Below are 17671 nucleotides of genomic sequence, written 5' to 3' on the forward strand. Positions count from 1 at the left end.
ACCGGCCACGACCGCCGTGTTCAAACCCGTCACCACCGTGTTCAGACCCGCATCTCACGTGATCAAGGCCGGAACTCGCGTGACTGAAGCCGGAACTCGCGAGTCACGGCTCCAATCACGCGGGTTACGGGCCCGATCACGCGAGTTCCGGCTCTGATCACGCGGTTTCGTGAGCAACCCACCGAAGGTCGCCTCGCGCGGCCGGCGGTCGTGAGTGGGAAACAGTGTTAGAACACTGTTTCCCACTCACGACGGTTACAGGGTCAGGGTGGCGGCGACCGGGAGGTGGTCGGAGCCGGTGGCGGGGAGGGTCCAGGCCGCCACCGGGCGGACGCCGGTCACGAAGATCTGGTCGATCCGGGCCAGCGGCAGCGAAGCCGGCCAGCTGAAGCCGAAGCCGTCGCCGGCTTCGTCCTGGGCCGCCTGCATCCGGCTCGTGATCGGGGTGAGGGCGCGGTCGTCGGTCGTGCCGTTGAAGTCGCCGACCAGGACCTTGCGCGGGGCGGGGTCGGAAGCGACAGCGTCGGAAAGCAGGCCCAGTGCGGTGTCACGGCCGTTCGCCGTGAAGCCCGAGTCGAGCCGCACCCGCACCGACGGCAGGTGCGCGACGTACACCGCGACCGGCCCTTGTGGACTGTCCACAGTGGTCCGCAAGGCTCGGGTCCACGGGATGATCGCCACCGGCTCCGTCTCGTGGATCGGGTACGTGCTCCAGATCCCGACCGTCCCCTGCACCGAGTGGTGCGGGTACGCCGCCGCGAGCGCGTCCTCGTACTTCGGCACCTCGGACCGCTTCAGCTCCTCCAGCGCGATCACCTGCGCGCCGGACGCCGCCAGGGCGCGCGCGGTGCCCGCCGGGTCCGGGTTCTCGTCGTTGACGTTGTGCGAGACGATCGTGAAGTTCCCGCCGCTCTCCCGCTTGTCGAAGACGCGGCCGCCGAACGACGCGCCCCAGACGAGCGCGGGCAGCAGCAGCGCCACCAACGCCAGCACCGACCGCCGGATCAGCGCCGCCACGAGCAGCGGGACCACGAGCAACCCGACCCACGGCAGGACGGTCTCCAGCAGCGAACCGGCGTTGCCCGCCCAGTTCGGCACCAGCGGGTGCGCGAGCAGCAGCACCGCCGTCAGCACGGCGAACACCGCGATGACGCGGCCGCGTCGCCAGGGTCCGGGACGCCGCTCCGGCGCGGGCGGCACGGTGATCAGTTCGGTCACCGCGGTCATCGGGTCGCCGCCGGGAGCTCCCGCTGGATCGCGGCGATGAGCGTCTCGCTGGTGGCCAGCGCGGCCTGCAGCCCGGCCGACGGCGTCCCGCCGGGGCTCTGGTGCAGCACCACCCCGAGGATCAGCGCGCCGCTCGACGCCCGGGCCGCCCACATCAGCGCCCCGCCGGCCGCCGTCGACGAGCCTGTCTTCAGCCCGATCACGCCGGAGCGGCCGAGCAGCGTGTTCGTGTTGACGACCGCGCCCGGCACGCCATCGACCCGGAGACTCGGCGTCGCGACGATCGAGCGGACGGTGTCGTCCTTCATCACCTCGCGGGCGAGCAGCAGCTGGTCCTCGGCGGTGCTCGTCGTGGAGTCTTCGACGCCGCTGGCGCCGGTGTAGGTGGTACTGGTCATGCCGAGCGCCGCGGCTTCGCGGTTCATCTTCGCGACGAACGCGTCCTGGCTCCCGGCGTCCCACCGGGCCAGCAGGCGGGCGACGTTGTTGCCGGACGGGATGAGCATCAGGGCCAGCAGGGTCGCGCTCGCTGATCGTGCGGCCCGCGCGGACCGGCGCGGACGACTCCTCGGCCGACGTCGACTCGGTCTCGGCCTGCTGGTCGACGGTGATCCGCGGGCCCGCGTCACCCGGGGCGAGCGGGTGGTCCTTGAGCACGACGTAGGCGGTCATCACCTTCGTGACGCTGGCGATCGGCACCGGCGTCCGCTCCCCGCGGCTGCCGAGCGTGCCCAGGCCCTGGACTTCGGCACTCGCCTGGCCTTCCGCGGGCCACGGCAGCGGCAGGGTGACGGCCGGGCGAGCCGGATTCGCCTGCCCCGCCACCGACGGCGGGAAGACCACCCAGCAGGTCGCGGCGAGCGCCACCGCCGCCGCGGCGGCGAGGCCGCCCGCGACGGGCGGGATGCGAAAGCGGGCCATGGATCTCCTCCGGGTGCCGGGGTGCGCCACTCGAGCGCACACCGATCACTCTGTCCGGAGAAGATCGCCGTCCCGTCGGGGTTGTTCGACAGGTCTGAACCAGAAGTGTCCCGGTTCTGTACCAAAAGTGGCGCGGAAGGCCCTCTGCCGCGCGCACGGCAGAGGGCCCGCCCCGCACCGCGCGATCAGCTCACGTGGACGTAGTCCACGACGAGCTGCTGCGGGAACTGGGTGCTGCCGTCGGGGTCGCCGGGCCAGTAGCCGCCGACCGCCAGGTTGAGGATGAGGAAGAACTCGTGGTTGAACGCCCACTGGTTGCCGCCGACGTCGGCGGGCGTGCGGGTCTGGTAGGCGTTCCCGTCGACGGACCAGACGATCTTGTCCGTGGACCAGTCGATCGCGTAGGTGTGGAAGTCGTCGGAGAAGTTCGGCCCGCTGTAGGGCGCGCCGATCCCGGCCGAACCGGAGTAGCCGGGGCCGTGGATCGTGCCGTGCACGGTGTTCGGCTCGAACCCGACGTTCTCCATGATGTCGATCTCACCGCAGTTGGGCCAGCCGGCGCTGCCGATGTCGGTGCCGAGCATCCAGAACGCGGGCCACATGCCCTGCCCGCGCGGCAGCTTCATCCGGGCTTCGATGTGCCCGGAGGACGCGGCGAACTTGCCGGAGCTGTTGAGCCGCGCCGAGGTGTACTCGCAGGGCCCGTACCAGCAGTTGTTGCCGCTGCTTTCCTTCTTCGCGGTGATCACGAGGTGGCCTTCGCCGTCGAGCGCCGCGTTGGCGGTGCCGTCGGTGTACCACTGCCGTTCGTGGTTGTTGACGTTGTCCCCGGTCTCGTGGCCCCACTTCGACCCGTCGACGCCGGCACCGGCCGGGCCGTCGAAGTCGTCGCTGAAGCTGGCGAGCAGGTTGGCGGGGACGGCCGAAGCGGCCTGGCTCTGCGGTGCGGCCACCAGTGCGCCGGCCACGAGCAGCGCCGCGGGCGCCACCAGCAGGCGGGCAGTCCGCCGCCATCGGGCGGAGTTCTCGGTCGACATCGTTGTCGCCCCTCTCGGTCCGCGGGCGACGGCTGGCGGCTCACCGGCACCCTATTTGTTGTGGATGGCAACAAAGTATCCACGGGTACCTGGCGAAGAACAAGGCTAACCGGTCGGACATTTTCCGACGAGTACCCGATGGTCCGGACCATCGGGTACTTTCGGGCAATCGGCGCCGCTCGGAGCGACTCAGCGCTGGATACAGTCCAGACCGAGACCGGCCGCGGTGGCCACGTACTGGCAGATGTGCGACGCGTGCTCGGCGTCGGTCGACGCGCAGTTGAGCGGCACGCCGAGCAGGTCGACCGCGCAGTAGGCGTAGAACTGGTTCGGGTTGCCCGGCACGGGGTCCGCCGATGCCGGTGCGGCCAGGCCGACAGCCGCGGAAACGGTGAGCGCGGCCGCGGCCGCGATGGCGGCGATACGATTCCTCATGGTGCTCTCCTCCCGGAATTCCCCTGGTACGCCAGGGGTTTGTGCTGGGAGAGATTCCCCGCGGCGAACCGCTTCACCTCCGGGTCACCGGAAAGTGTCACGGGACGGGACCGCGAACCGAACAGAACATGAACAGTCGATGCTCGATTACGTCCGAACGTAGGTAGTTGCGAACAGCTTCGATCACTTAGGCTGACTGTCGCTGCCCCGCCGAGGTCCCCCTGGAGGCTCCCGTGATGGCCGACCCGCACCGCTCCGGACTCACCCGCCGCAGCTTCCTCGGCGGTGTCGCCGCCGCCGGCGCCCTCGGCGCCCTGCCGCCGGGCATGGCCGAGGCGCTCGCCGAACCGCGCGCGAGCGGCAGCCTGTCCGACGTCGAGCACGTCGTGGTCCTGATGCAGGAGAACCGCTCGTTCGACCACTACTACGGCACCATGAAGGGCGTCCGCGGCTTCGGCGACCGCTCGGCGATCGTGCAACCGAACGGCCAGGACGTCTTCCACCAGCCCGACTCCGGCCGCACCGACGGCAAGTACCTGCTGCCCTTCCGCGTCGACACGTCCAAGGTGGACGGTCAGGACCTCGGCGACCTCGGCCACGGCTGGGCCGATCAGCACCAGGCCGTCGCGGGCGGCGCGAACAACGCGTGGGTCCCCGCCAAGGGCGAGATGACCATGGGGTACTTCGGCCAGGGGGACATCCCGTTCCACCGGGCGCTGGCCGACGCGTTCACCGTCTGCGACCACTACCACTGCTCGGTGCAGGGCCCGACCACGCCCAACCGGCTCTACCTGTTCACCGGCACGATCGACGCCGACGCCCACGGCGGCGGCCCGGCGAACTACAACCCGGCCGACTACAAGCCGGTGTTCAGCTGGACGACCTACCCGGAACGCCTGCAGCAGCACGGGGTTTCGTGGAAGGTGTACGCCAGCAAGGAGGTCGGCGACGCGGGCGGCTCGTTCGTCGGCGACTACGGCGACAACCCGCTCTGGCTGTTCAAGGCCTACCACCAGGACTACGCGAGCGAACTGTCCAAACGGGGCAGTGTGTTCAAGACCTGGGGCCCGGATTCCGGGAAGGGCAAGGACGTCAGCCACGTCCTGTCGGAGTTCACCGCCGACTGCGCGAGCGGCTCACTCCCCCGCGTCTCGTGGATCGTCGCGCCCTACGGCTACTGCGAACACCCCGAGGCACGGCCGGTCGACGGCGCCGCGTACACCCAGACCGTGCTGAACGCCTTGTGGGCCAACCCGAAGCTGTGGGAGTCCACTGTGGTCCTGATCAACTACGACGAGAACGACGGCTTCTTCGACCACGTCGCCCCGCCGATCGCGCCGCCCGGCACCGCGGGCGAGTACATCGGCGGCCAGCCGATCGGCCTCGGCGCGCGGGTGCCGATGACGGTGATCTCGCCGTGGAGCCGCGGCGGCTGGGTCAGCTCGGAGGTCGCCGACCACACGTCCGTGATCCGCTTCCTCGAACGCTGGACCGGCGTCGCCGAGCCGAACATCAGCGCGTGGCGCCGGGCGCTGTGCGGCGACCTGACGGGCTGCTTCGACTTCGGCACCACCGACGTCCGGATCCCGCTGCTGCCCGACACCGCGGCGCTGCGCAAGCAGGCCGACGACACCCAGCGCAAGCTGCCGAAACCCGCGCCGCCGGCGACCGGGAAGCAGCAGGCGCCGGTGCAGGAAGCGGGCACCCGCCCGGCCCGCGCGCTCCCCTACCAGCCGCTCGTGACGACGTCACTGAGCGCCGACCACCAGATCCTGACCACGACGTTCGCCAACCAGGGCACGGCGGCCGTCCAGCTCACCGCGTACCGCAACGACGGCCAGACCGACGGCCCGTGGGGCTACGACGTCGCCGCCGGCAAGCAGGTCAGCGACACGTGGCGGATCCAGGCCTACGGCGGCGGCAAGTACGGCGTCGCGGTGCACGGGCCGAACCGGTTCCGCTGGGTCTTCGCCGGGGACGCGAACAGCGCGGGCGCCGGGGTCGACGTCACCGCGGGCTACACCGCCGAGCACAAGCTGCGGCTGACCCTGCGCAACGGCGGCACGACGGCCGTCAAGGTCACGGTGACCGCGAACCACTACCGCACCGACGGGCCCTGGACGTACGCGCTGGCCGCGGGCCAGACGGTGACCGACGACTGGAACGCCGTCACGTACGGGTCCGGCTGGTACGACCTGTCGGCCACGCTCGACGCCGACCCGAAGTTCCTGCGCCGGTTCAGCGGGCACATCGAGACGGGCGCGCCGAGCATCACGGGGTAGTCGTTCACATCCGTGATGGGCGTTCAGTTTGTTGACGCATGTCACATCCGTGACCTATAAAGGGACAGTCCGGGTGTACGCCGCAACACCTCCGCTGTAACCCCTCTCCCGGAGGTCACGGGTGTCCCGACGAAGTCCGCTCCGCCGTGCCGCTTTCCTCGGCGCCGCAACCGTTGCCGCCACTGTCGCCGCCGTCGCCCTCACCGGCGGCGGCCCCGCGCAGGCCGCGGCGGCGAACCTGTCCGCCACGTTCGCGCAGACCTCGGTCTGGACCGGCGGTTACGGCGGTGAGTACACGATCGCCAACCGCGGTGACGCGGCCTCCACCGGCTGGACCGTCGAGTTCGACCTGCCCGCCGGGTCGTCGGTGAGCAGCTCGTGGAGCTCGGTGAAGACCCAGAGCGGGCAGCACTACAAGTTCACCAACGCCGGGTTCAACGGCACGGTCAAGCCCGGCGCCACCGCGAGCTTCGGCTTCAACGTCGCCGGCGCCGGCGTGCCCGCCGCGTGCACGATCAACGGCGCGTCGTGCGCCGGCGGCGGCCCGGTCACAACCACGCCGACGACCCCGACGACGACCACCACCACGCCACCGCCGACCACGACGACCACTCCCCCGCCGAGCGGTGACACCGTGAACGTCTCGACGGCCGCCCAGCTGCAGGCCGCGCTGGCCACCGCGGTGCCGGGGCAGGCGATCAAGCTCGCGGCCGGCACGTACCGCGGCTCGTTCGTGACGACGAAGGCGGGCACGGCGGCGAAGCCGATCACGCTGTCCGGCCCGACCGGCGCCATCCTGATCAACGACGGCCCGAGCGGGGACGCGCCGGACTGCCCGGTACCGACCGCGGGCTGGGACTCCGGTTACGGCCTGTGGCTGTCGGGCGCGCCGTACTGGAACCTGACCGGCTTCACCGTGCAGGAGGCGAAAAAGGGCATCGTCGTCGACAACTCGCCGCACACCACGATCGACGGCGTGAACGTCAACCACGTCGACGAGGAGGCGGTGCACTTCCGGCGTTCGTCGGCCGACAGCGTGCTGAAGAACTCGACCATCACCTACACGGGCCTGGTGCAGCCGGGCTACGGCGAAGGCGTCTACCTCGGCTCGGCCAACTCGAACTGGGCCTGCCACGGCAACTCCGGCGGCGTCGACCGCGGCGACCGGATCCAGGTGCTGGACAACCGCATCGGCCCGTTCATCGCGGCCGAGCCGATCGACGTCAAGGAAGGCACCACGGGCGGGCTGATCCGCGGCAACACCTTCGACGGCCGCGGCATCTCCGGCGAGAACTCGGCGGACTCCTGGATCGACGTCAAGGGCATCGGCTACACGATCGAGAACAACACGGGCACGTTCGCCCCGCCGGGCGTGTTCGCCAACGGCTACGAGAACCACAACACCAGCACGTCACCGTCGTTCGACAACGGCTGCGGCAACGTCTGGCGCAATAACAAGTCCGACCTCGGCGGGGTCGGCGCCTACGCGATCAAGATCAGCTCGGTCTCGAAGTGCGCGGCCAACCCGAACGTGGTGTACGCGTCGAACACGGTCACGAACGCGACGTCCGGCCTGACGAACATCACCGTCACCCCGTAGCGGCCTCGGGCCGCCGCCGGGTACCGCCCGGCGGCGGTCAGAGGTGCATCGCCAGCCAGAGCGCCACCCAGGCGGCGGCCACCAGGGCCGCGACCATCACCGCTCCGAAGAGCATCCGCCGTACGGCCACTGGTGTCCTGGTCTGCTCCATACTGATGATCATGAACCACGCGGCCGGATCCCGACAGGCGGCGCGCTCGACCGGGCGACCCCCGCGCGGGGTACCCCGGCGCCGCACTCACGGCACGATCGAGTCCACGTACCCGCCGTCGACGCGGACCGCCGCGCCGGTGGTCGCCGACGCGAACGTCGAACTCAGGTACACCACCAGGTTCGCGATCTCCTCGGGCTCGATCAGCCGCTGCAGCAACGACTGCGGCCGGTGCTTCTTCATGAACTCGCGCTGGGCCTCGTCCCACGGCAGGTCCTTGCCGACCAGCTCGTAGACGAAGTCCTCGACGCCGCCGGTGTGCGTCGGGCCCGCGATGACCGCGTTGACGGTGACGCCGGTGCCGGCCGCGTGCTTGGCGAACCCGCGGGAGACGCCGAGCAGCGCCGTCTTCGACACTCCATAGTGGATCATCTCGGCCGGGATCACGATCGCGGAGTCGCTGGCGATGTACTGGATCCGGCCCCAGCCGCGCTCGGTCATCCCGGGCAGGTAGGCGCGCGTGAGCCGGACCGCGGCGAGGACGTTGACCTCGAAGTAGCGCCGCCAGTCGGCGTCGGTGATCTCCAGGGGCTCCTGGGCGCCGAAGATGCCGAGGTTGTTGACGAGGATGTCGGCGTCGGGCACGGCCTCGACGACCTGGGCCGCGCCGGCCTCCTCCGAGACGTCTCCGTGGGCGGCGACCAGGTCGGCGTCGGGCAGCTCCTGCTTCAGCCGCGTGATGGCGGCCTGGACGCCGTCGGAGCCGCGGCCGTTGATCGCGACCCGCGCCCCCGCGGCGGCCAGCCCCTTCGCGATCGCCGACCCGATGCCCTGGGTGGACCCGGTGATCAGTGCCGTCTTCCCACTGAGGTCGACCCGCATGCGTGAAAGCCCTTTCTCGCGCCACCGTGCTTCCGGCCGATTGAAGCACAGCCCCAGCGGGCCCACCGGCTGAAGCCGAACCGGCCCACGGAACGGCCGGAACGGACGACGGCCGCGAAAAGCGGTTGCCGTCGTCGGCGGATCGGCGCCACCATCTGCGCCATGACCACGCACCGCATGCCGCTCCTGCCGACCGTCGCCGCGATCGCCGCGCCGGTCCAGCAGCAGCCGTGCCGTCCGCGGAGGTCCGACACCTTCGCGTCGTGACCGGCGCGCTGGTCGCCGGGCTGCTGGCCGGCTACGGCATCGCCATCCCGGTCGGTGCCGTGGCGACCTACCTCGTCGCGCTCACCGCCCGGACGTCGCTCACCACCGGCCTCGCCGCCGCGCTCGGTGTCGCGACCGCCGACGGCGTGTACGCGCTGGTCGCGGTCCTCGGCGGCGCCGCGATCGCCGGGGTGATCACGCCGATCGCGCAACCGCTCAAGCTGGCCTCGGCGGCGATCCTGATCGTGCTCGCCATCCGCGGCGCGGTGCACGCCCTGCGACGCGGGCCGGCGGCGGACCGGGCGGTGACCCGGCTCGGCGCCGGGCGCGCGTACGTCAGCCTGCTCGGGATCACCCTGGTCAACCCGACCACGGTCGTCTACTTCACCGCGCTGGTCGTCGGCGACCGGGCCGGCACCGCCGTCACCGCCCTCGACCAGGCGGTGTTCGTGCTGGCCGCGTTCGCCGCGTCGGCGAGCTGGCAAGCGCTCCTCGCCGGGGGCGGGGCGTTGCTCGGGCGGGTTCTGACCGGGCCGCGCGGCCGGCTCGTGACGGCGCTCGCGTCGAGTGCGGTGATCACCGCACTCGCCGTCCGGCTTGTCCGGTCGTGACCCGAAAAGCGTTGTCCTGTAACGGTTTGCCCGATTCTCGGCGGCACGGCGGAAGAAGTTCGGCTGCCGCCGTCCGGCTAGTCTCTGATCGAGACCGGGGGAACTGGAGGCCGTCATGACCATGCCCATGTCGTCGATGTCGGGGTGGGACACCGCGGGCGCGATACTGATCGTGCTGTGGGCGCTCGCCATGTGGGCGGCCGTCGGTGTCCTGGCCTACGCCAACCGCGGGCCGGTGCGCCCGTGGGTCTACCGCGGCTCGGTCGCGCTGATCGGCGTCGGGGTGATCGGGCAGCTCGGGCACCTCCAGGAGCACGTCGCCCAGGTCGGGTACTGGCTCGGCCACCCGAACTCGCCGTCCTGGATGACGCCGTGGGGCACCGGGCTGGCCAACGGCCTGCAGATGGTGCTGCCGAACCGGCCGACGTTCGGCATGGAACTGCTGCACCTGACCGGGAACTTCATCTTCCTCGCCGGGCTGGCCGGCGTCATGGTGATCACCCGCCGCGCCACGAAGACCCAGGCGCACCGCTGGGGCAAGATGGGCGTCTGGATGCAGGGCATCCACGGGCTGGAGCACCTCGCGCTGACGGTGTCGGTCGCGTTCGGTTCGCGTGCGATCGGCCTGTCGACGTTCTTCGGCCTCATCGACCCGGGCCCGGGCCTGACCACCTACCGCGTCTGGTGGCACTTCATCGCGAACGTCATCGGCACGGTCATCTTCGGGCTGGCGCTGTACCACCTGTGGAAGGAGCGCCGGGCGGTCCGCGCGACGTACTCGCTGCGCCCGGCGCCCGTCCTCACCGAACAGGCGGCGTGACGCAGGTCAGCACCGGCTGGCCCCAGTCCGCGTGGTCGTTGCCGTTGCCGTCGCCGCCGTCGGTCACCTGCAGGTCCAGGACCTGCGCGCCGGTGACGTCGACGTCGATCGGGATCGCCGCCTGGCCGCCCCGCACGACCGGCGTGGTCACCCGGGTCGTGCCGTCCACCGAGACGCTGAAGCTGACGCTGCCCGCGGAGCCGACCTCGCCGTCGACGCCGACCGAGGCGGTCAAGCGGGTGCAGGCGCCGGCCAGGTAGAGCTGGACGTCGCCCGGCGCGTGGACGCCCAGGCCCTTCGCGTACGCGGTCCCGGCGATCGTCATCGGCTTGCCGTCGCCCGCGTTCGCCTCGCCGTTGCTCGTGTCGCGCTCCACCGGGCCCCAGCCGTTGGCCGCGGTCAGGAACGGCAGGTCGCTCACGGCGTCCTGCCCGGCGGGCGGCGCGGCCGGGACCGCACCGACGATCCGCTCGTCCGTCACGCTCCCCGGCCGCCCGGCCTGCCGGTAGCCGACGCGCACCGAGAGCGCCGACGTGTCCACTGTGGAGGGTGCGGTGACCGGCCAGGTGAACGTCGCCGAGGCGCCGCCGTCGATCCGCGCGACCGACGGCGGTGAGGCCGCGCCGATCGTCCACCCGGCGGGCGCGGTCAGCACCGGCCGGACGTCCGACGCCGGCGGCGCGCCCGCCGGGACCCGGACGGTGGCCGACGCCGTGAACGACTGCCCTGCCGTCGCGGTGTCCGGCACCGACAGCGAGACCGCGGCCGTGGGCGCCGGCGGCATCGGGTACCGGCCGTCGTAGCCGGGCGAGGCGTTCTGACGCACCGACAACAGCGAGCGGTGCGAGCCGTAGTTCGTCCAGGTGACGTTCCCGAGGCCGCCCGTGCTGCCATCCAGGTTCCACACCGCGACGGCGATCGTGTTGTGGCCGTTCGGGTTCAGGATCCCGTTCGGGATCGGGAAGCTGTGCTGCGGCCCCAGGTAGTTGACGTACTGGCCGAGCTGCCAGCCGTTGACGAACAGCAGCGCCCGGTACTGCCGCCCCGGGTCGTCGGTGATCGTCAGGCCGAGCGAGGTGTCCTGACCGCGCGGCAGGTCGAGGTTCGCGGTGGTCCGGTACCACGAGACGCCCGGCGTGCTGTCCTTCGCGGGGAGCGTCGCCGGCTTCCACGCCGCGTCCGGGAACCCGGGCAGCGACCAGCCGGCCCGCTCGCCGTACAGGCCGCCGGTGTTGAGCGGGCCGCGGACGGTGTCGAGGCCCTGCTCCCCGCCCCGGACGCCCTGCAGCCGCCAGGTCACCGACGTCAGCGCGGACCCGGTCAGCCGCGCCGACGTCAGGCCGCGCGCGGCCTTGCTGCCGTTGGCCGCGCCGTAGTCCTCCTCGTGCCCCATGTTCACGGTGAGGACGGAGATCTCGTTGTCCCCCGGCCGCAAGGCACCGGCCGGGAACGTGAAGGTGTGCTGCTGGGTCGTCGAACTGCCGAGGAAGACGCCGTTCAGCCACGCCGAGAACGCGCCCGCCGGTCCCCCGCTCTGGCTGTTCAGCGCGATGCCGGTCTGCTTGCCGTCGCCGGTGAAGCGGCCGCGGTACCAGGTGTTGCCGGTGTGGAAGCCGTAGTCGTCGGCGAAGAGCACCGGTTTCGTGCCGACGGCGGTGCTGCTGTTGCTGGTGGTCTTGTCGGCGACCGGCCACGCCGAGTCGTCGAAGCCCGGCGCGCTCTCCGGTGACTCCTGCTGGTGCTTCCAGCCGGTCAGGGCGGGCAGGGTCACCGGTTTCGCCGTCGGCAGGGTGCCCGTGCCGCTGCCACTGGACGTCGGCCGGGTGTTCACCGGCTGCCCGTTCCAGGTGACGTTCCCCGCACCGAAGACCTCGAACGCGCCGTCGGTGCCGGTGTCGCCGGTCAGGTCGAGCGAGCCCGGCCGGGCGGTCGCCGTGCGCAGCAGGTCGGTGCCGCGCACGAGCACCGGACCGGCCGCGGTGTCCTGGCGCCAGAACGTCCCCGCCGTCGCCTTGTCCGCGAGCAGCAGGAGCAGCGGCTTCTTGCCCGGGGCGCTGACGAGCACCCGGGTCAGGCCGTCGTGGGTGTAGTTCAGCCGCAGGTCGCCGCGGGCGGCGTCCCAGGTGCTGGTGGCGGCGCCGTCGAGGACCTGGACCTTGGGCTGCTGCGCGAACCGCAGGACGGTCTCGCCCGGCCCGCCGTGGTCGCCGTAGAGCACGGCGAGGTCGCGGCCGCCGATCGTCGCGGACGTCATGATCTCCGACGTCGAGTACTGCATCCGCGTCTGCCCGAGGTCGTAGCCGGCGACGACGATCTTGGACTGGCGGCCGTCGAGCGTGAGGCCGGTGCCGGGCTGCTGCGGGACGACCGGGTAGTAGTCGGTGCTCGCCGACAGCAGGTCGACGGCGTCCACGACGACGAACGGCCCGGTCGCCTGCGCGTTCTTCTGGCCGGTGACGACGATCTTGAGCGTGTGCGGCCCGGCGGTCAGGCCGCGCGTCTCGTAGCCGGTGACCTGGTTCTGCTTGCTCGTCGCGTAGAGGTCGACGGTGCTGACCTTGGCGTCGTCGAGGTAGACGTCGGCGACGCCGTGGCTCGGGTCCTTCGAGGTGACCCAGCGGATCCCGGTGCCGGTGAACGGGATGCTCACGCTGTCGCCGGTGACCTCGGAGAACGACTCGGTGTGCTGGTAGTCGCCGCCGGTGTAGTCGACCTCGGGCCCGGCGTGGGTCCACGTGCCGGTGTAGCCGGCCTCGGTCGCACGGTCGTCGTAGGTGTAGCCGGCGTGCGCGGCGAGGTCGAGGGACAGACTCGTGGTGTTCTTCGCGTTCGACGTCGAATCGGTGTGGCGCAGCGTGTGGAACTGGGTGCGGGTGTCCGGGTTGATCCGGGCGGTGTCGGTGAGCGCCGGGTCGGTCAACGGCGCCGCGGCGAGGCCGTCGGTCTTCGTCAGCGGCGCGACGGACTGGGTGAAGTAGCCGATCAGCTTGTCTTCGGTGTACTTCGGGTCGTACTGCCGGGCTTCGGTGATCGCCGCGCCGTAGTCGTAGGACGTGTAGTTCTGCGGGATCGCGCTCCAGCCCCAGGACGTGCCGCCGTGCAGCATGTAGAAGCTCTGGCCGGTGGCGCCGACCGCGATGTTCTGCTTGTAGAAGACGTTCGCGAACTTGTCGTTGATCAGCTGGGCGCACTTCGCGTAGCCGGGCCCGCCCCACGGGTCGAACGCGCCGCCCTGGAACTCCGCGGTGATCAGCGGTTTCCCGGGGACGTGGTCGTAGCTGATGTCCGGGACGCCGTTCCACTTCTCCGGGTTGGAGCAGTCGAAGCCCTGCGGGTAGGAGTCGGCGGCGTCGACGTCGAGGGCGGCGTCACCGGCGTTGAAGGTGCCGTTGTTGTTGCCCACCAAGGGAACCGTGATGCCGTCGGCGTGGGCTTTGTCCTCCAGGTGCTTCATGTAGGCGCGGCCGTCGGCGTCGCCGTTGTAGTACTCGTTCTCGACCTGGTAGGCGAGCACGCTGCCGGTGCCGTTGGTCAGCTGGTGGCGCGCGATGATCCGGTCGATCTGCGTCTGCCACTCGTCGGAGTACTTCAGGTAGACGGGGTCGGCGCTGCGGGTGTGCCCGGGGGTGGTGGACAGCCAGGTCGGGAAGCCGCCGCCGTCGACCTCGGCGTTGATGTAGGGCCCGGGCCGCGCGATGACGTAGAGCCCGGCCTGCTGGGCCATGTCGAGGAGCTTGTCGAGGTCGCGGACGCCGCTGAAGTCGTAGACGCCCTGGCGCGGCGAGTGGTAGCCCCAGTCGAAGTAGAGCGACGTCGCGTTGAAGCCGGCGGCCTTCATCTTCTGGAAGATGTCGAGCCACAGGTCGGGGCTGGGCAGCCGGTAGGAGTGGAACTCGCCGGACCACAGATAGGTGCGGGTCCCGTCGACCAGGAAGGAGTAGCCGTCGTAGGTGACGGTGTGGGCGGCCTTCGGCGGCGGCGCGGCCGACGCCTGCTGCGGGACGAGCACCCCGGCCAGCGCGAAGACGACCGAAAGCAGGGCGGCGAACAGCGTCCGGGCGGTGCGCATGGCGAGGTCCTCCTGGATCGACGGTGAACCAGAATGTCGGATTCACGCAGAATCGAACACGAACGCTAGGGAACCTCAACAGAAGCGGTCAAGATACGACACCAGGATGGATCAAGCCGGAGGTCGGTCAGTAGTGCAGACGGACGCAGGTCGTGAGTGTTCAGGGCGGTTAGAACCGCCCTGAACACTCACGAGGGCCGGGGTCAGCGCGGGCCGGTGCTCTCGCGCACGATCAGCTCCGCGGGCACGAGGTGGCGCGCACCGATCTCGCCGCCCGCCATGCGGGTCTCCAGGAGCCCGAACGTGCGGCGGCCGACCTCGATGAAGTCCTGGCGGACCGTGGTCAGCGGCGGGCAGAAGTACGCCGCCTCGGGGACGTCGTCGAAGCCCGCCACCTGGACGTCCGCCGGGACCCGCAGGCCCGCCTCGGTGAACGCCCGCAGCAGGCCCAGCGCCATCTGGTCGTTGGCCGAGAAGACGGCGCCGAGCCCGCGCACCCCGGCGAGCGCGCGGCCGGCGTCGTAACCCGAGCGCGGGCTCCAGTCGCCGCGGACGACGTCGGGGACCCGCAGGTCGTGGCGTTCGAGGGTCTCGCGCCAGCCGCGTTCGCGGTCGCGCGCCTCCAGCCAGTCCTCGGGTCCGGCCAGGTGCCAGACCGTCTGGTGCCCCAGGGCCAGCAGGTGCTCGGTGGCGCGGCGGGCGCCGTCGTATTGGTCGACGGAGATCACCGGGACCGGCGCGCCCTCGCCGCCGCCGACCGCGACGACCGGGATGTCCGCGGGCGCCGCCGCCAGGGCACGCCCCGCCGTCACGTGCGGCGCGATGACGACGATCCCCTCGACGGCCTGGCGCCGCAGGTTCTCCACCGCGTCGCCGATCGACGACCTTCCTGGACGGCTGACGCTGCAGATCGCGACGCCGTAACCGGCCTCGCGGGCGGCGTTCTCGATGCCGTAGAGGGTGCTCGCCGGGCCGTAGAGGTTGGACTCCAGCGCGACGACGCCGAGCGTGCCGGACCGGCCCGTGACCAGCGTCCGGGCGGCCGAGTTGGGCCGGTAGCCGAGCTTCTGCACGGCGGCCAGCACCCGCGCGCGGGTGTCCGGGTGCACCGGTCCGCTCTCGTTGACCACCCGGGAAACGGTCATGTGCGACACACCGGCCAGGCCCGCGACATCGGCCAGGCTCGGCTGGCGCTCCCCCGGCCGCGTCCGTTCCGCCACCTGGCCCCCTCCCGTTCGTACCCCCGCCGCGTTCACGATATCCAGTCCCGGGAACCGTCCGGGGCCCGCGTACGTTGCCATTACCTACGGCACCGTAAGTTACGGTCGCGTAGGTGACGGAAGGACGTTCGTAATGCCGGTCCCCGAAAGCACGCGCCTGATGTTCGAGCTGGAGGGCACGGTCGAGGAAAACCTCAACCGCCACCTCGCGGCCGCCCAGGAGTGGATGCCGCACGAGTACGTCCCCTGGAGCCAGGGGCGTGACTTCGCCGACCTCGGCGGGGAGGCGTGGGACCCGGAGCAGTCACGGGTCACGCCGATCGCCCGGACCGCGCTGGAGGTCAACCTCCTCACCGAGGACAACCTCCCCAGCTACCACCGCGAGATCGAGCGCGCCTTCGGCCGCGACGGCGCCTGGGGCACCTGGGTCCACCGCTGGACCGCCGAAGAGGGCCGCCACGGCATCGCCATCCGCGACTACCTCCTCGTGACGCGCGCGGTCGACCCGGTCGAGCTCGAGCGGATGCGCATGGAGACCATGCAGGCCGGCTACGAGACCGGCGACAAGCCGCTGCTGCACGTCTGCGCGTACGTGTCGTTCCAGGAGCTCGCGACGCGCCTGTCGCACCGCAACACCGGCCGCTACACGCAGGACCCGCTGGCCGAGAAGCTGCTCGCCCGGGTGTCCACGGACGAGAACCTGCACATGGTCTTCTACCGCAACCTGGTCAAGGCCGCGCTGGAGATCTCCCCCGACGCCATGGTCCGCGCCATCACCGACGAGGTCCTCGACTTCGCGATGCCCGGCGCGGTCATCCCCAGCTTCGTCCGCAAGGCGGCCCTGATCGCCAAGGCGGGCATCTACGACCTGCGCATCCACCACGACGACGTCGTGATGCCGCTGCTGCGCTACTGGAAGATCTTCGACCTGACGGGCCTCGGCGAGGTCGGCGAGACCGCGCGCCAGGAACTGGCGGACTTCCTCAAGACGCTCAACGCCCAGGCATCCCGCTTCGAGGAACGCCGCGACGCCGCAGCCGCCCGGGCGGCTGCTCGTGGAGTGCCGGCGGTCTGACGCAGCCGCGGTGGTGGGACCGCGCGCCCACCGCGCGGCCTGCCTCCGGAACGCGGGGGTCTTCCCGCGCGGATCTCCCGGGTGGCTCCGCGACGCCGCGGCCGCCACCTGCGGAGTATCCGGCGATCCGACGAAGCCGCAGCGGCGGGAGCGCACCGGCTCGCCCTCGGACCACGACGGCGCAACCGGCAGCCCGGCGATCCGCCAGGCTATTCCGACCTCATGGCCCCGGCCGGCGACTCCACCGGCAAGCGGCGAGCCCGCACCCGCCGCGCGACCCGGCCCCTCAGCCGTACCCGCATTGCGGCCCGGCCCCGCACCCGCCGCGCGGCCTGCACCCCGCCGCGCGGCCCGTACCCGTCGCGGCCTACCCCCGGAACGTGCGGCCAGGTCCCGGAACCCCCACCCGTCCCTGCCGGGCGCCCGATACGCTGCGGGAGTGGCTTCCCTGCTCAACGTCGTCGATGTCGAGGCGACGTGCTGGGCCGGCGAGCCGCCGGCCGGGCAAGCCTCCGAGATCATCGAGATCGGCCTCACCGTCGTCGACCCCGCGCGGCGGGCTCGGCTCGACCGGCACCGGATCCTGGTGCGTCCGGAGCGCTCGGCCGTCGGCGCTTTCTGCACCGAGCTGACCGGGCTCACCCAGGCCGACGTCGACGCCGGCGTCAGCTTCGCCGAGGCGTGCCGGATCCTCGCCTCCGAGCACGCCACGACCCGGCGCGGCTGGGCCAGCTGGGGCGACTACGACCGCCGTCAGTTCGAGCGCCAGTGCGCGGCCGACCCGGCGACCTACCCCTTCGGCCTGCGCCACCTCAACGCGAAGGCCCGCTTCGCGCGCGCCTACCGCCTGGCCCGGCCCGTCGGCATGGACCGCGCGCTGGCCATGGCCGGGCTGCCCCTGGAGGGCCGGCACCACCGCGGGGACGACGACGCGTGGAACGTCTCGGCGCTCGTCCTGCACCTCATCGGCCGCGGCGCCTGGCCGCAGCATCCCCATAAGTGACCAATGGTAACCAGCCAACGCAACGCTGGGACCTGCACGTCGAGAAACAACAAGGTCTAGACCAAACGACC

Annotated in this window: 12 protein-coding genes and 1 pseudogene; 6 read left to right on the top strand and 7 right to left on the bottom strand. The window is 71.4% G+C overall.

Annotated elements, in window-relative coordinates:
* Positions 1–255: 255 nt before the first annotated feature.
* The 4 genes and pseudogenes from OG439_RS17085 to OG439_RS17100 all read right to left on the bottom strand — a co-directional run bounded on the left by OG439_RS17085 (position 256) and on the right by OG439_RS17100 (position 3620).
* Positions 256–1227, bottom strand: a complete 972-nt coding sequence (locus tag OG439_RS17085; protein WP_326950348.1) for an endonuclease/exonuclease/phosphatase family protein — start codon at positions 1225–1227, stop codon at positions 256–258.
* Positions 1224–1733 (bottom strand): D-alanyl-D-alanine carboxypeptidase family protein, encoded by a 510-nt coding sequence (locus OG439_RS17090; RefSeq protein ID WP_326950349.1) that lies wholly within the window; start codon positions 1731–1733, stop codon positions 1224–1226. The genes OG439_RS17085 and OG439_RS17090 overlap by 4 nt, the downstream gene beginning before the upstream one ends.
* A gap of 603 nt (positions 1734–2336) precedes the next feature.
* Positions 2337–3185 (bottom strand): annotated as a pseudogene (locus tag OG439_RS17095) (glycoside hydrolase family 16 protein); the annotation flags it as partial.
* A 189-nt stretch (positions 3186–3374) separates the two neighbouring features.
* Entirely contained in the window at positions 3375–3620 is a 246-nt protein-coding gene (locus tag OG439_RS17100) for a hypothetical protein (protein WP_326950350.1), read from the bottom strand.
* 236 nt (positions 3621–3856) lie between these two features.
* On the opposite strand from OG439_RS17100, the gene OG439_RS17105 reads away from it, so the two are divergent.
* The gene (locus tag OG439_RS17105) at positions 3857–5902 is read left to right on the top strand and encodes a phosphocholine-specific phospholipase C (protein WP_326950351.1); all 2046 of its coding nucleotides are present in this window, start codon (positions 3857–3859) and stop codon (positions 5900–5902) included.
* A 121-nt stretch (positions 5903–6023) separates the two neighbouring features.
* Positions 6024–7502 carry a cellulose binding domain-containing protein gene (locus OG439_RS17110; protein ID WP_326950352.1) on the top strand — a complete coding sequence of 493 codons (1479 nt, stop codon included), beginning with the start codon at positions 6024–6026 and terminating at the stop codon, positions 7500–7502.
* 238 nt (positions 7503–7740) lie between these two features.
* Here OG439_RS17110 and OG439_RS17115 read toward each other — a convergent pair whose 3' ends face one another.
* Complete coding sequence (locus OG439_RS17115) at positions 7741–8535, bottom strand: SDR family NAD(P)-dependent oxidoreductase (protein WP_326950353.1); 795 nt, start codon at positions 8533–8535, stop codon at positions 7741–7743.
* A gap of 263 nt (positions 8536–8798) precedes the next feature.
* Here OG439_RS17115 and OG439_RS17120 point away from each other — a divergent pair, with 263 nt between their 5' ends.
* The gene (locus OG439_RS17120) at positions 8799–9413 is read left to right on the top strand and encodes a LysE family transporter (protein WP_326950354.1); all 615 of its coding nucleotides are present in this window, start codon (positions 8799–8801) and stop codon (positions 9411–9413) included.
* A 115-nt stretch (positions 9414–9528) separates the two neighbouring features.
* A complete protein-coding gene (locus OG439_RS17125; RefSeq protein ID WP_326950355.1) occupies positions 9529–10233 on the top strand; it encodes a DUF6008 family protein in 705 nt (234 codons plus the stop codon).
* Here OG439_RS17125 and OG439_RS17130 read toward each other — a convergent pair.
* On the bottom strand, positions 10214–14302 hold the full coding sequence (locus tag OG439_RS17130) for a beta-galactosidase (protein WP_326950356.1): 4089 nt from the start codon (positions 14300–14302) through the stop codon (positions 10214–10216). The genes OG439_RS17125 and OG439_RS17130 overlap by 20 nt on opposite strands.
* 203 nt (positions 14303–14505) lie before the next feature.
* A complete protein-coding gene (locus OG439_RS17135; protein WP_326950357.1) occupies positions 14506–15522 on the bottom strand; it encodes a LacI family DNA-binding transcriptional regulator in 1017 nt (338 codons plus the stop codon).
* Between the two features lie 133 nt (positions 15523–15655).
* Between OG439_RS17135 and OG439_RS17140 the strand changes: the two genes are divergently transcribed.
* Positions 15656–16597: an acyl-ACP desaturase gene (locus tag OG439_RS17140; RefSeq protein WP_326950359.1), complete on the top strand. Its 942-nt coding sequence runs from the start codon at positions 15656–15658 to the stop codon at positions 16595–16597.
* Positions 16598–17036: 439 nt separating this feature from the next.
* A complete protein-coding gene (locus tag OG439_RS17145) occupies positions 17037–17600 on the top strand; it encodes a 3'-5' exonuclease (RefSeq protein WP_326950360.1) in 564 nt (187 codons plus the stop codon).
* Positions 17601–17671 lie beyond the last annotated feature (71 nt).

This window comes from Amycolatopsis sp. NBC_01307 (assembly GCF_035975215.1).
Classification (GTDB): domain Bacteria; phylum Actinomycetota; class Actinomycetes; order Mycobacteriales; family Pseudonocardiaceae; genus Amycolatopsis.

Coding starts and splice junctions, on each gene's coding strand:
- OG439_RS17085 (WP_326950348.1), bottom strand. CDS start 1,227: ATGACCGCGGTGACCGAACTGATCACCGTGCCGCCCGCGCCGGAGCGG.
- OG439_RS17090 (WP_326950349.1), bottom strand. CDS start 1,733: ATGCTCATCCCGTCCGGCAACAACGTCGCCCGCCTGCTGGCCCGGTGG.
- OG439_RS17100 (WP_326950350.1), bottom strand. CDS start 3,620: ATGAGGAATCGTATCGCCGCCATCGCGGCCGCGGCCGCGCTCACCGTT.
- OG439_RS17105 (WP_326950351.1), top strand. CDS start 3,857: ATGGCCGACCCGCACCGCTCCGGACTCACCCGCCGCAGCTTCCTCGGC.
- OG439_RS17115 (WP_326950353.1), bottom strand. CDS start 8,535: ATGCGGGTCGACCTCAGTGGGAAGACGGCACTGATCACCGGGTCCACC.
- OG439_RS17125 (WP_326950355.1), top strand. CDS start 9,529: ATGACCATGCCCATGTCGTCGATGTCGGGGTGGGACACCGCGGGCGCG.
- OG439_RS17130 (WP_326950356.1), bottom strand. CDS start 14,302: ATGCGCACCGCCCGGACGCTGTTCGCCGCCCTGCTTTCGGTCGTCTTC.
- OG439_RS17140 (WP_326950359.1), top strand. CDS start 15,656: ATGCCGGTCCCCGAAAGCACGCGCCTGATGTTCGAGCTGGAGGGCACG.